The organism is Streptomyces sp. NPDC102402, from assembly GCF_044765765.1.
Classification (GTDB): domain Bacteria; phylum Actinomycetota; class Actinomycetes; order Streptomycetales; family Streptomycetaceae; genus Streptomyces.
Genome location: NZ_JBIWKR010000008.1, coordinates 131,105 through 144,399, shown reverse-complemented (window position 1 = coordinate 144,399; position 13,295 = coordinate 131,105). Strand labels below are relative to the sequence as shown.

Here is a 13,295-nt window from a genome sequence, read left to right as displayed (position 1 = left end):
GCCGGACACCCCCTCGTCGCTCGTCCCGTCCGGCTCAGGCCGCGGGTGCCTCGATCTTCAGCTCGACCGTCAGCGTGGCGCCGCTCGCGGTGGTGAGCCGGAGCGTGTAGGTGCCCGCCGTGTCGTCGGCGTAGATCCTCGGGAGTTCGAGGACCCCGTCGGCGCCGGTCGTCAGGTCCAGGGTGCGGACGGCCGTACCGTCGGCACCCTTGAAGTACGGACCCTTGTCGTTCTCGGCGGGCGTCTCCGCATCGGTGGTCATCGTGGCGGTGACGGCGGTGTCCGCCACCCCTGTGCCCTTGTACGTCGTCCTGACCTCGACCCGGTCGGCGAACTCGGCGCCGGTGGCGGCGGTGAGGGCCTTGTCGCCGGTGCGGACGATGGTGTCCGCGACCCGGGCGGTGACGTTCGCGGTGAAGGCGAGGGTGCGCGGTTTGGCGGTGCCCGCCACGGCCGTCACCTTGAAGGAGCCCGCCTTGTCACCTGCCGTCAGGACGGGGGCGGTGGCGGTGCCGTCGGATCCCGTGGTCACGGTGACGGTGCTCTTCCCGCCGGCGAAGCGGGTGTCCGTGACGCCGACGACGGCGAAGGTGACCGACGACTTGACGAGCGGGGCGCCGAGCGTGCTCCTCGCCCGGACCCTGACGCGCTCGGCGAACGCCTCGCCGGCCGTCGCGGTGAGGGTGCCGGTACCCGCGTTCTCGAGGCTGCCGAGCGTCGCGGGCGGGGTGGGAGGCGTAGTGGGCGGCGTGGTCGGCGGCGTGGTCGGGGGCTTGGTGGGCGGTGTCGTGGGCGGCGGTGTCGGATCCGGGCCGGGCGACGGGCTCGTGCCGGGCGTGGCCGGGCCGGGGCTCGGCGTGGGTGTGGGCGACGGGGAGGACGTGCCGCCGCCGCCCGTGCCCGCGGGAAGGACCCCCGTGCCGTCGGGGACCTCGTGGGTGCCGCGCTTGTAGTAGTCGAACCAGGAGCGCACCGTGCGCAGGTACTCCGTCGAGTGGTTGTAGCTCAGCACCGCCCGGTCGAGGTCCGCGGCGAGCGACAGGTCGCGAGGGCCCGCGCAGAGGTAGCGGCCGGCGGCCAGTGCCGCGTCGTAGATGTTGTTGGGGTCCTTGCGCCCGTCCCCGTTTCCGTCCTGGCCCCAGGTGGCCCAGGTGGACGGGATGAACTGCATCGGGCCGACCGCGCGGTCGTGGGTCGCGTCGTCGTCGTACGCCCCGCCGTCGGTGTCCTTGATCAGGGCGAAACCCTGGCCGTTGAGGGCCGGGCCGAGGATCGGGGAGAGGGTGGTGCCGTTCGCGTCGACCTTGCCGCCGCGGGCCTGGCCGGACTCGACCTTGCCGATCGCGGCGAGGAGCTGCCACGGCAGACGGCACGCGGCGTCGGAGCTCGCGAGCTCCTGCTGGGCCTTCTTGTACGCGGCCAGGACGGAGGCGGGTATGCCCGCCTCGGCGCTGCCGGTCACGGGCAGGTTCACGGAAGCGCCGGGCTTGCCGGGCGTGGTGAGCGGCGGAAGGTCCGTGTGGTAGGGCGAGTTGCCCGTGGCCGCACTGTCCTCGGACGGGGTCGCACCGGCCGCCGTACGGTCATCGGCCGCGCCGTCGGTCTGTGGTGCGGCGGGAGCCTGCGACGCCGCGAGGGCGGCGACGGCGGCCGCCGCCACCGCCGTGGTGGTGGCTCCCCTGCGAAGCCTGCGGCCGAATTGCGCTGCCATACGTGTCGGTCCCTCCCCGGTCGACGGCGCCCGCGCTCCCCAGCGCGAGGACTCAGGCGACCCTACGGCAACTCCTCGCGCCCGAACACCGGCCCCTGACCCGTTCTTACGGATTTCTCAGCTTCGTCGTCCTCAAGTCACCAAGTGGGCCGGGAGCGGTGACACGGGCTCACGCATACTTGCCGCCATGCCGTTCACGCTCAGCCATGCCGCCGCCGTGCTCCCGGGGATCCGCAGGTCCGGCGTGGGCCGTGGGCCGCTCGTCGCCTCCGCGCTCGTCGCCGGATCGTTCGCCCCCGACCTCACCTACTACGCCGACACGGTCGTCCCCCGGGCGATGGAGTTCGGCGAGGTGACACACGCCGTGTGGGGGGTGTTCACCGTGGACGTCCTCATCACCGGCGCGTTGGTGGCACTGTGGCTGATGCTCCGCGAACCTCTCGTCGCGCTGCTGCCGGGCTCGGTGCAGGGCCGCGTGCACACCTTCCTGCGGGGGCGGCGGCGCGAACCGGGGCGCCCGGTCCCGCGCGAGGCGGCGTGGTTCGTCCTGTCCGCCGTCATCGGGTCGGGAACCCACGTCGTGTGGGACGCCTTCACCCACCACGACCGGTGGGGCACGGAGCTGATCCCCGTCCTCGGCCGCAGCGTCGGTGGCCACCCCGTCTTCCAGCTGGTGCAGTACGGCAGTTCGGCCGTGGCGCTGGTGGTCCTGGCCTGGTTCACGTACACGGGCCTGCGGCACACCGGGCCCGCCCCGGTGCCGGGTTCGGTGCCGGCGCCGGGTTCGGTGCCGGTGCTGGCCCGGGCCGAACGCCGCTGGGCCGGCGCACTCCTGGCGCTGTGCGTCCTGCTCGGCACCGTCCACCGGTGCGCCCGCTGGTACGCCTACTTCGGGCACATCGACACACCGCTCGACATCATCCCGACGGCGTGCTTCGGCGCCGGGGCGGGGCTGGCGGCGGGCCTGGTGCTGTACGGGGTGTGGATGCGGCTGCTGCGGAAGGCCTCGCGGGGCCCGCGGCCGCCGGAGGGGCCCGGTGCGGCGGACACCGCACGGACGACCCGCCCTGCCGGCCGCTGAGGCCGGCAGGGCGCCGGACACACCCTCTAGTGGGCGGCTGTCTCCCAGTCCTTGCCCACGCCGACCGAGACGTCCAGCGGCGCACGGAGCGCGACCGCCGTCGACATCTCCCGGCGCAGGATCTCCTCGACCTGCTTCCGCTCGCCCTTCGCGATCTCCAGGACGATTTCGTCGTGGACCTGGAGCAGCATCCGTGACGTCAGCCGCGCCTCCGCCAGCGCCCGGTCCACCTTGAGCATCGCGACCTTCACGATGTCGGCCGCCGTCCCCTGGATCGGCGCGTTGAGCGCCATCCGCTCAGCGGCCTCGCGCCGCTGACGGTTGTCGCTGTTGAGGTCCGGGAGGTAGCGGCGGCGGCCGAGGATCGTCTCGGTGTACCCGGTGGACCTGGCCTCCTCCACGACCCGGTGGAGGTAGTCGCGAACTCCCCCGAACCGCAGGAAGTAGGTGTCCATCAGCCCGCGCGCCTCGCCGGCGTCGATGTTCAGCTGCTGGGAGAGGCCGAACGCGGAGAGCCCGTAGGCCAGTCCGTAGGACATCGCCTTGATCTTGCGGCGCATCTCCGCGTCGACGGCCGACTTGTCGACGCCGAACACCTGCGAGGCGACCGTCGTGTGCAGGTCCTCCCCGGAGGTGAACGCCTCGATCAGACCGGCGTCCTCGGAGAGGTGGGCCATCACCCGCAGCTCGATCTGGCTGTAGTCGGCCGTCATCAGCGTCTCGAAGCCCTCGCCCACGACGAAGCCCCGGCGGATCGCCCGCCCCTCGTCCGTCCGGACGGGGATGTTCTGCAGATTGGGGTCGGTCGAGGAGAGCCGGCCCGTCGCCGCGACCGTCTGGTTGAACGTGGTGTGGATACGCCCGTCCGCGGCGACGGTCTTGATCAGGCCCTCGACCGTGACCCGCAGCTTCGCCTGCTCCCGGTGGCGCAGCATGATGACCGGCAGCTCGTGCTCGGTCTGCGCGGCCAGCCACGCCAAGGCGTCCGCGTCGGTCGTGTAGCCGGTCTTCGTCTTCTTCGTCTTCGGCAGGGCCAGCTCGCCGAAGAGGACTTCCTGGAGCTGCTTGGGCGAGCCCAGGTTGAACTCGCGGCCCACCGCGGCGTGCGCCTCCTTCACCGCCTGCTGCACCGCACCGGCGAACTGCTGCTCCATGCCCTCCAGATGCGCCCGGTCGGCGGCGATGCCGTGCCGCTCCAGACGGGCCAGCATGATCGACGTGGGCAGCTCCATGTCATGGAGCAGCCCGGTGGCGCCGACCTCCTTCAGGCGTGTCGTGAACGCGTCCCCCAGGTCCAGCACCGCGCGGGCCTGCGCCATCAGCGCGTCGGCCTCCGCGCGGTCGTCCGCGCCGAAGGCCAGCTGCCCGTCGGACGCGGGTGCGGGGGCCAGCTCCCGGCCGAGGTACTCGACCGCCAGCGCGTCCAGGGCGAAGGAACGCCGGCCGGGCTTGACCAGATAGGCGGCGAGCGCCGTGTCCATGGTGATGCCCTCGAGCCGCCACCCCTGCTCGGGAAGGACCCGCAGGACGTTCTTGGCGTTGTGGAGGACCTTCGGCCGCGCGGGGTCCGCGAGCCAGGCCGCCAGGGCCTGCTCGTCGGCCTCGTCGAGCTCGGCCGGATCCAGCCAGGCGGCGGCCCCGTCGGCGGCGGCGAGCGCGACCTCGGTGACCGTGCCGGTGCCCAGCGACCAGGTGTCGACGGTCATCACACCGAGCGGCTGCCCGCCGTGGGCCTCCAGCCACGGGGCGACCTCGCCCGACCCCAGCACCGCACCGTCGAGCTCGATCCCGGCCAGGGGCTCCGGCGGGCCGGCCTCCTCCGCTCCAGGGTCGACGGCGAGCAGCCGCTCGCGCAGGCTCGGGTTACGGATCTCCAGGACGTCGAGCACGCCGGTGACCGCCGTGCGGTCGTACGGGGCGCGCTCCAGCTCGGCCGGGGCCTTGGGCAGCTCCACGTCGCGGACCATCTCGGTCAGCACACGGTTCATCTTCACCGCGTCCAGGTGGTCCCGGAAATTCTGTCCGGCCTTGCCCTTGACCTCGTCGGCCCGCTCGACCAGCTCCGCGAACGAACCGAACTGGTTGATCCACTTCGCCGCCGTCTTCTCACCCACACCCGGGATGCCCGGGAGGTTGTCCGACGGGTCGCCCCGCAGCGCCGCGAAGTCCGGATACTGGGCCGGAGTGAGCCCGTACTTCTCCTCGACCTTCTCCGGGGTGAACCGCGTCAGCTCCGAGACACCCTTCGTCGGGTAGAGCACCGTCACGTTGTCCGTGATCAACTGGAACGAATCCCGGTCACCGGTGACGATCAGCACCTCGAAGCCCGCCGCCTCGGCCTGCGTGGCCAGCGTCGCGATCACGTCGTCCGCCTCGAAGCCGTCCACCGCGAACCGGTCCGCGTGCATCGCGTCCAGCAGCTCGCCGATCAGCTCGACCTGCCCCTTGAACTCGTCGGGGGTCTTGGAGCGGTTCGCCTTGTACTCCGGGAACTCCTGCGCGCGCCACGTCTTGCGGGACACGTCGAACGCGACCGCGAAGTGCGTGGGCGCCTCGTCGCGCAGCGTGTTCGCCAGCATCGACATGAAGCCGTACACGGCATTCGTCGGCTGCCCCGTCGCCGTCGTGAAGTTCTCCGCGGGCAGGGCGAAGAACGCCCGGTACGCGAGGGAGTGCCCGTCCATGAGGAGCAGGCGCGGTCGGTTGTCTGCCGTGTTCTTCGATGCCGTCTCAGCCACGCCCCCGATCCTGCCACGGACCACTGACAATCCGGACCGGCCGCCACCCTGGACCCCTCCCGCCGCGTCCACCGGACCGGCCCCGGGCCTCGCCGCTTCCCGCAGAGCACGCCGGCACGCATGCATGACCGGCACGCATGCATGACCGGCACGCGTGCATGACCGGCACGCGTGCATGACCGGCACGCGTGCATGACAGGATCGAAGGAAAGTGAAGGCGCGGGAAGACGCGACAGGACGCCACCGCACACACGGACGCGCCGCGCGCCCGCACGCAGGGCGCCCGAAGGCTCGAAGGGGAGCACCATGGCCACCAAGCCCCCGACCGGTGACCCGGTCCAGGACGCGCCGCAGATCGACGAGGTCCAGCACTCCGCCGCCGGACTGCCGGCCGTCGCCCACACCCTGCGCGCCGCGCAGCGGCAGATGGGCGTCCGGCGCACCGCGCAGACCCTCCTCAAGGTCAACCAGAAGGACGGCTTCGACTGCCCCGGCTGCGCCTGGCCCGAGGGCGACAAGCGACACACCGCCGAATTCTGCGAGAACGGCGCCAAGGCCGTCGCCGAGGAGGCGACCCTGCGCCGCGTCACCCCCGGCTTCTTCGCCGCCCACCCCGTCGCCGACCTGGCCACCCGCAGCGGCTACTGGCTCGGCCAGCAGGGACGCATCACGCAACCCGTGTACCTGCCCGAGGGCGCCGACCGGTACGAGGCCGTGACCTGGGAGCGCGCCTTCGGGATCATCGCCGAGGAGCTCACCGCCCTCGCCTCCCCCGACGAAGCACTCTTCTACACCTCCGGCCGCACCAGCAACGAGGCCGCCTTCCTCCTCCAGCTCTTCGCGCGGGAGTTCGGCACCAACAACCTGCCCGACTGCTCCAACATGTGCCACGAGTCCTCCGGCTCGGCGCTCACCGAGACCATCGGGATCGGCAAGGGCAGCGTCAGCCTCGAAGACCTCCACCAGGCCGACCTGATCATCGTCGCCGGGCAGAACCCCGGCACCAACCACCCCCGGATGCTCTCCGCCCTCGAACAGGCCAAGTCCGCCGGAGCGAAGATCATCTCGGTGAACCCGCTGCCCGAGGCCGGCCTCGAACGGTTCAAGAACCCCCAGACCGCCCGGGGCATGCTCAAGGGCGCGGCCCTCACCGACCTCTTCCTCCAGATCCGCATCGGCGGCGACCAGGCGCTCTTCCGCCTCCTCAACAAAATGATCATCGAGGCCGACGACGCAGTCGACACCGCCTTCGTCGCCCAACACACCCACGGCTACGAGGAGTTCGCCCGGGCCGCCCGCGACGCCGACGGGGACGAGACCCTCACCGCCACCGGCCTCGACCGCGACGCCATCGAACAGGCGCTCGCCATGATCCTCGCCTCGGAGCGCACCATCGTCTGCTGGGCCATGGGCCTCACCCAGCACAAGCACTCCGTGCCCACCATCCGCGAGGTCGTCAACCTCCTCCTCCTGCGCGGCAACATCGGCAGGCCCGGCGCCGGCGTCTGCCCCGTACGCGGCCACTCCAACGTCCAGGGCGACCGCACCATGGGCATCTTCGAACGCCCCGCCCCCGCCTTCCTCGACGCCCTCGACCAGGAATTCGGCATCACGTCGCCACGCCACCACGGCTACGACGTCGTACGGTCCATCCAGGCGCTGCGCGACGGCGACGCCAAGGTCTTCTTCGCCATGGGCGGCAACTTCGTCGGCGCCACCCCCGACACCGCCGTCACCGAGACGGCCATGCGCCGGGCCCGCCTCACCGTGCACGTCTCCACCAAGCTCAACCGCTCGCACGCCGTCACCGGCACCCGCGCACTGATCCTGCCCACCCTCGGCCGCACCGACAAGGACGTCCAGGCCGGCGGCAAGCAGTTCGTCACCGTCGAGGACTCCATGGGCATGGTCCACTCCTCACGCGGCAACCTCGCCCCCGCCAGCCCCCACCTGCTCTCCGAGCCCGCCATCGTCGCCCGCCTGGCACGCGCCGTCCTCGGACCCGCCTCCACCACTCCCTGGGAGGACTTCGAGGCGGACTACGGCACGATCCGCGACCGCATCTCCCGCGTCGTACCCGGCTTCGAGGACTTCAACGCCCGCGTCGCACGGCCCGGCGGCTTCACCCTCCCGCACGCCCCCCGGGACGAACGCCGCTTCCCCACCGCCACCGGCAAGGCCAACTTCACCGCCGCACCCGTCGAGTACCCCGCACTCCCCGCAGGCCGGCTGCTGCTCCAGACCCTGCGCTCCCACGACCAGTACAACACCACGATCTACGGCCTCGACGACCGCTACCGCGGCATCAAGGGCGGCCGCCGCATCGTCATGGTGAACCCCGAGGACGCCCTCGCCCTCGGACTCGCCGACGGCTCCTACACCGACCTCGTCAGCGAATGGAAGGACGGCGTCGAACGCCGGGCCCCCGGCTTCCGCGTCGTCCACTACCCCACCGCCCGGGGCTGCGCCGCCGCGTACTACCCGGAGACCAACGTCCTGGTCCCCCTCGGCTCCACCGCGGACACCAGCAACACCCCGGCCAGCAAGTCGGTCGTCGTCCGCTTCGAGACCCCCTGAGCCCTAAGCTCACGCTCAGCCGTCTGATAAGAACAGTGCACACAGCAACGAACGACCGCACAGGATCGGAGCCGGACCCCATGGGCGAGCACACCGCACCCACGTTCCCCCAGGAGATCATCGACGAGTACGCGGCACTCGGCGTCGACCTCCCGGCACTCTTCTCCGCCGGACACCTCGGCGAGCGCATGGGCGTCACCATCATCGAGGCCTCCGCCGAGCGCGTCGTGGGCACCATGCCCGTCGAGGGCAACACCCAGCCCTACGGACTGCTCCACGGCGGCGCCTCGGCCGTCCTCGCCGAGACCCTCGGCTCCATCGGCTCCATGCTCCACGGCGGGGCCACCAAGCTCGCCGTCGGCGTCGACCTGAACTGCACCCACCACCGCGGCGCCCGCAGCGGCCTCGTCACCGGCACCGCGACCCCCGTCCACCGCGGCCGCTCCACCGCCACCTACGAGATCGTCATCACGGACGAGCACGACAAGCGGGTCTGCACCGCCCGCCTCACCTGCCTGCTCCGCGACGCCGCAGGCCCCGCCGGAGGCTGACCACCCCGCCCAACACCCCACTGCCCGGCCGGAAAGCACACCGCATTCCGGACCGGGCAGACCCATATCCGAGACCGCTCACAGAAGTTGACGGACACGCACGGTCAACACCCTTGACCGCCACTCACGTTCCATGACCCACTTCAACAGCGACGCCACTCCGCGACGAACCAAACACTTCGCACGGATGTAACACTGCGTAACACGTGTGCAATACACACAAAACACCGCGCGCCACGGCCCCCGCACCCGACCGGCCACCCCCCTCGCCCGTTGCGCCCCGATTCGCGCGTCAGCACCATGATCACCCCAAGCCCCTTAGCAGAGCTGCGGGTTCTCACCATGCGGTCACTTCACCGTCCGGGCAAAAGCCGCGCACCTCCACACTGCGACCAACAAGCCTTCCCCACGGCATAACAAGACAGTCACATCATCACCGGACCCATCCCGCACCCCCCCACCTGCCCATAGAGTCACGGCCAGTCACCGCGCCGCCGGGCGCGTCTGCTGCACGGCCCTGTATCGACCAGTACGGCCCGGCGATCGTCACGGCACCTCAGCAGAGGAGGCCGCGCCAGGGAAAGGACCTTTCGTGCGTAACCGCTCCTTGATCATTCTCACCTCGGTGTTGACCACCGGAGCCCTCACCCTCACCGCCTGCGGTTCGCGCGACGATGACAAGGGCAGCAGCGACGGCGGGAACACCACCGTCGTGATCGGTGTCGACGCTCCCTTGACCGGCGACCTCTCCGCGCTCGGACTCGGCATCAAGAACTCCGCCGACCTTGCCGTGAAGACCGCCAACAAGGAAAAGACCGTCGACGGCGTCACCTTCAAACTCGTGGCGAAGGACGACCAGGCCCAGCCCTCCGTCGGCCAGGCCAACGCCCAGTCGTTCATCAACGACAAGGAAGTTCTCGGCGTCGTCGGCCCCCTGAACTCCAGCGTCGCGCAGTCGATGCAGAAGCCCTTCAACGACGCCAAGCTGGTCCAGGTCTCCCCGGCCAACACCGGCACCGAGCTGACCCAGGGCGACGACTGGAAGAGCGGCACGAAGGCCCGCCCGTTCGCGACGTACTTCCGCACCGCCACCACCGACGCCATCCAGGGCGCCTTCGCCGCGACCTACCTCTTCGAAACGGCGAAGGTCAAGGACATCTACCTGATCGACGACCAGAAGACCTACGGCGCCGGCCTCGCCGCCTCCTTCAAGGAGACCTTCACCAAGCTCGGCGGCAAGATCGTGGGCACCGACCACGTGAACCCCGAGGAGCGCGACTTCAACGCCGTCGCCACCAAGGTCAAGAAGTCGGGCGCCAAGGCCGTCTACTACGGCGGCGAGTACCCCGCCGCCGGTCCCCTGAGCCAGCAGATCAAGGACGCCGGCGCCAACATCCCGCTCATGGGCGGCGACGGCATCTACAGCGCCGACTTCATCAAGCTGAACAAGAAGGCCGAGGGCGACCTCGCCACCTCCGTCGGCGCTCCGACCGAGAAGCTCGACACCGCCAAGAAGTTCATCGCCGACTACAAGACCGCCGGCTACAAGGAGGCCTTCGAGGCCTACGGCGGCGGCACCTACGACGCCACCTGGTCCATCATCCAGGCCGTGAAGATCGCCCACGAGAAGAACGACAACAAGGTCCCCAGCCGTGAGCAGGTCCTCGAGGCCATGGCCGAGGTCAAGTTCACCGGCGTGAGCGGGGACGTCTCCTTCGACGAGTACGGCGACACCACCAACACGATGATGACCGCCTACCAGGTCGAGAGCGGCGCCTGGAAGGACAAGAAGTCCGAGGCCGTCAAGCCGTAACCCGGTCGTCCTCCCGGCACCACAGCATTACCCCTGACCGCGCGGGAGCGCTACCAGCGCTCCCGCGCGGCGCCATATCCGAACCACTCCACGGAGGCCTTGCGGTGAACGAACTGCCGCAGCAGCTTGCCAACGGACTCATCCTCGGCGCGATGTACGGTCTCATCGCGATCGGCTACACGATGGTCTACGGCATCGTCCAGCTCATCAACTTCGCCCACGGCGAGATATTCATGATCGGAGGCTTCGGGGCGTTCACGATCACGCTGTGGATGCCCTCCAGCACCCCCCTGCTGGCCCTGATCCCCATGATGCTGGTGTTCGGCATCTTCTGCTCGGTCACCGTAGGCGTCGCGGCGGAACGGTTCGCCTACCGTCCCCTACGCGGCGCACCTCGCCTGGCACCCCTGATCACCGCGATCGGCCTCTCCCTCTTCCTGCAGCAACTCGTCTGGTGGAAATACCCGGACGCCAAGAAGGACATCACCTTCCCGCAGTTCTCCGGTGACGCCATCGCTTTCCTCGGCGCCAACATCAACCGCAACGACCTGTTCATCCTGATCGCCGCGCCCCTGTGCATGATCGCCCTCGGCTGGTTCGTCAACAAGACGCGCTCCGGCCGCGGCATGCAGGCCACAGCCCAGGACCCCGACACCGCCAAGCTCATGGGCATCAACACCGACCGCATCATCGTCATGGCCTTCGCCATCGGTGCCACGTTCGCTGCCGTGGCGGCCATCGGATACGCCCTGCACTTCGGCCAGATCGGCTTCAAGATGGGCTTCCTGATGGGCCTCAAGGCCTTCACCGCAGCCGTACTCGGCGGCATCGGCAACATCTACGGAGCCATGCTCGGCGGCATCGTCCTCGGCCTCGCCGAAGCCCTCTCCACCGGCTACATCGGCCAGATCCCGGGCCTCGAACAATTCGGCGCGCAGACCTGGGCCAACGTGTGGGCCTTCGCCCTGCTGATCCTCTTCCTGCTGTTCAGGCCACAGGGCATGCTCGGCGAACGCGTCGCGGACAGGGCGTGATCCCCATGACGACCACCGCCAAGAACCCCAACCCCCCCGTCCTCCCGCTCCCCGCCGGCGCCGCCCGCATCGGCGTCCTGGCCGGAGCCGTCCTGGTCATCACCGGCACGATGATGCCCTGGACCTGGACCAGCGCCTACCCCGGCGACCTCACGGTGTACGGGTACCCCGCCGAACTCCAGGTCGTCACCCTCGTAGGAGCCCTGCTCACCGCCCTGTTCACCCTCTCCGGCTACGGCCTCAGAGGCCTGAAATGGCTCACACCGGCCGCGAAGAACGCGCCCGTGCGGCTGATCGCCCTCGGCACCGTCGGCACCGTCGGCTACGCCATGGGCTCCATCGCCGCCGAACTCGGCGGAGTCGTCAACCTCGAACCCGGCGCCTGGATCTCCGGCATCGGAGGCCTCATCGCCCTCGTCGCCGCCCTGGGCCTGCCCACCGAGGTCGCCGACGAACACCCCGACCCCACGCTCTGGCAGCGCCTGCGCACCGCGACCAAGGCCCCCGAGGCCAAGCGGAGCGCCAAGGAACTCCCGGCCTGGGTCGAGATCATCGTGATCGCCGTCTCCTTCGCGATCGGCCTCTACGTCTTCGCGTACGGCATCGCCGCCGAGGCCGAACTCTTCATCGGCACCCTCATCGCCACCTGCTTCGGCGCCGCGGCCATCTCCAAGTCCGGGCTCCTCGCCCGGCTCAACCACCTCACGGCCAAGCACCGCAACGTCACGATGGCCTCGGCCATCGTCGCCGCCGCCTGCTTCCCGTTCACCCAGACCGACGACACCTACGCCCTCATCGGGGCCAACATCCTCATCTTCACCACCGTCGCCCTCGGCCTGAACATCGTCGTCGGCCTCGCGGGCCTGCTCGACCTCGGCTACGTCGCCTTCCTCGGCGTCGGCGCCTACGCCGCGGCCCTCGTCTCCGGCGCCCCCACCTCCAGCATCGGCGTGCAGTTCCCGTTCTGGGCCGCCGTCCTCACCGGAGCCGGTGCCTCACTGATCTTCGGCGTCCTCATCGGCGCCCCGACCCTGCGGCTGCGCGGCGACTACCTCGCCATCGTGACCCTCGGGTTCGGCGAGATCTTCCGCATCACGATGCTCAACCTGAACGGCAACACCGGCCCGGACGTCACCAACGGCTCGAACGGCATCCCGAACATCCCCGACCTCGAGTTCTTCGGGTTCAACTTCGGCGAGTCGCACGACCTCGGCGGGTTCACCCTCGGCCGGCCCAGCAACTACTTCTTCCTCATGCTGCTGGTCCTGGTCTTCGTCGTCCTCGTCTTCCAGCGCTCCGGCAACTCCCGCATCGGCCGCGCCTGGGTCGCCATCCGCGAGGACGAGACCGCCGCCACCGCCATGGGCATCAACGGCTTCCGCGTGAAGCTGATCGCCTTCGCCCTGGGTGCCACCCTCGCCGGCGTCGCCGGCACCGTCCAGGCGCACCTGCAGTCCACGGTCACCCCCGAGCAGTACCAGTTCGCCAACACCGTGCCGCCCAACTCGGCCTTCCTGCTCGCCGCCGTCATCCTCGGCGGCATGGGCACCATCAGCGGACCCCTCATCGGCGCCGCCCTGCTCTACCTCATCCCCAAGAAGCTCGAGTTCCTCGAAGAACTCCAGCTGCTCCTCTTCGGTCTCGCGCTCGTCCTGCTCATGCGCTTCCGCCCCGAGGGCCTCGTCGCGAACAAGCGGGCCAAGCTCCAGTTCCACGAGACCGACCAACTCGACGTACCCGAGCAACGGCTCCCCGAGAACACCGTCGGCGCCACGAAGGCGGGGGCGTAA

Annotated in this window: 8 protein-coding genes; 6 read left to right on the top strand and 2 right to left on the bottom strand. The window is 70.1% G+C overall.

What is annotated here, in order from left to right; genetic code table 11:
• Positions 1–34: 34 nt before the first annotated feature.
• Positions 35–1,711 carry a lytic transglycosylase domain-containing protein gene (locus ACIRJR_RS23395; protein ID WP_403783881.1) on the bottom strand — a complete coding sequence of 559 codons (1,677 nt, stop codon included), beginning with the start codon at positions 1,709–1,711 and terminating at the stop codon, positions 35–37.
• Positions 1,712–1,898: 187 nt separating this feature from the next.
• On the opposite strand from ACIRJR_RS23395, the gene ACIRJR_RS23390 reads away from it, so the two are divergent.
• Positions 1,899–2,792, top strand: a complete 894-nt coding sequence (locus tag ACIRJR_RS23390) for a DUF4184 family protein (protein ID WP_403783879.1) — start codon at positions 1,899–1,901, stop codon at positions 2,790–2,792.
• Positions 2,793–2,818: 26 nt separating this feature from the next.
• On the opposite strand, the gene polA is transcribed toward ACIRJR_RS23390, so the two are convergent.
• Positions 2,819–5,530 (bottom strand): DNA polymerase I, encoded by a 2,712-nt coding sequence (polA, locus tag ACIRJR_RS23385; protein ID WP_403783877.1) that lies wholly within the window; start codon positions 5,528–5,530, stop codon positions 2,819–2,821.
• Positions 5,531–5,836: 306 nt separating this feature from the next.
• Between polA and ACIRJR_RS23380 the strand changes: the two genes are divergently transcribed.
• The 5 genes from ACIRJR_RS23380 to ACIRJR_RS23360 all read left to right on the top strand — a co-directional run bounded on the left by ACIRJR_RS23380 (position 5,837) and on the right by ACIRJR_RS23360 (position 13,295).
• Complete coding sequence (locus ACIRJR_RS23380; RefSeq protein ID WP_403783875.1) at positions 5,837–8,107, top strand: FdhF/YdeP family oxidoreductase; 2,271 nt, start codon at positions 5,837–5,839, stop codon at positions 8,105–8,107.
• Between the two features lie 80 nt (positions 8,108–8,187).
• The gene (locus ACIRJR_RS23375) at positions 8,188–8,658 is read left to right on the top strand and encodes a PaaI family thioesterase (RefSeq protein ID WP_403784264.1); all 471 of its coding nucleotides are present in this window, start codon (positions 8,188–8,190) and stop codon (positions 8,656–8,658) included.
• 607 nt (positions 8,659–9,265) lie between these two features.
• Positions 9,266–10,471 carry a branched-chain amino acid ABC transporter substrate-binding protein gene (locus ACIRJR_RS23370; RefSeq protein WP_267077963.1) on the top strand — a complete coding sequence of 402 codons (1,206 nt, stop codon included), beginning with the start codon at positions 9,266–9,268 and terminating at the stop codon, positions 10,469–10,471.
• 104 nt (positions 10,472–10,575) lie between these two features.
• The gene (locus ACIRJR_RS23365; protein ID WP_267076296.1) at positions 10,576–11,505 is read left to right on the top strand and encodes a branched-chain amino acid ABC transporter permease; all 930 of its coding nucleotides are present in this window, start codon (positions 10,576–10,578) and stop codon (positions 11,503–11,505) included.
• 5 nt (positions 11,506–11,510) lie between these two features.
• Positions 11,511–13,295: a branched-chain amino acid ABC transporter permease gene (locus tag ACIRJR_RS23360; RefSeq protein WP_403783873.1), complete on the top strand. Its 1,785-nt coding sequence runs from the start codon at positions 11,511–11,513 to the stop codon at positions 13,293–13,295.

What these genes read in the sequence shown, in the direction of transcription:
- ACIRJR_RS23380 (WP_403783875.1), top strand. Translation starts at nt 5,837, where the DNA reads ATGGCCACCAAGCCCCCGACCGGTGACCCGGTCCAGGACGCGCCGCAG.
- ACIRJR_RS23395 (WP_403783881.1), bottom strand. Translation starts at nt 1,711, where the DNA reads ATGGCAGCGCAATTCGGCCGCAGGCTTCGCAGGGGAGCCACCACCACG.
- ACIRJR_RS23390 (WP_403783879.1), top strand. Translation starts at nt 1,899, where the DNA reads ATGCCGTTCACGCTCAGCCATGCCGCCGCCGTGCTCCCGGGGATCCGC.
- ACIRJR_RS23375 (WP_403784264.1), top strand. Translation starts at nt 8,188, where the DNA reads ATGGGCGAGCACACCGCACCCACGTTCCCCCAGGAGATCATCGACGAG.
- ACIRJR_RS23360 (WP_403783873.1), top strand. Translation starts at nt 11,511, where the DNA reads ATGACGACCACCGCCAAGAACCCCAACCCCCCCGTCCTCCCGCTCCCC.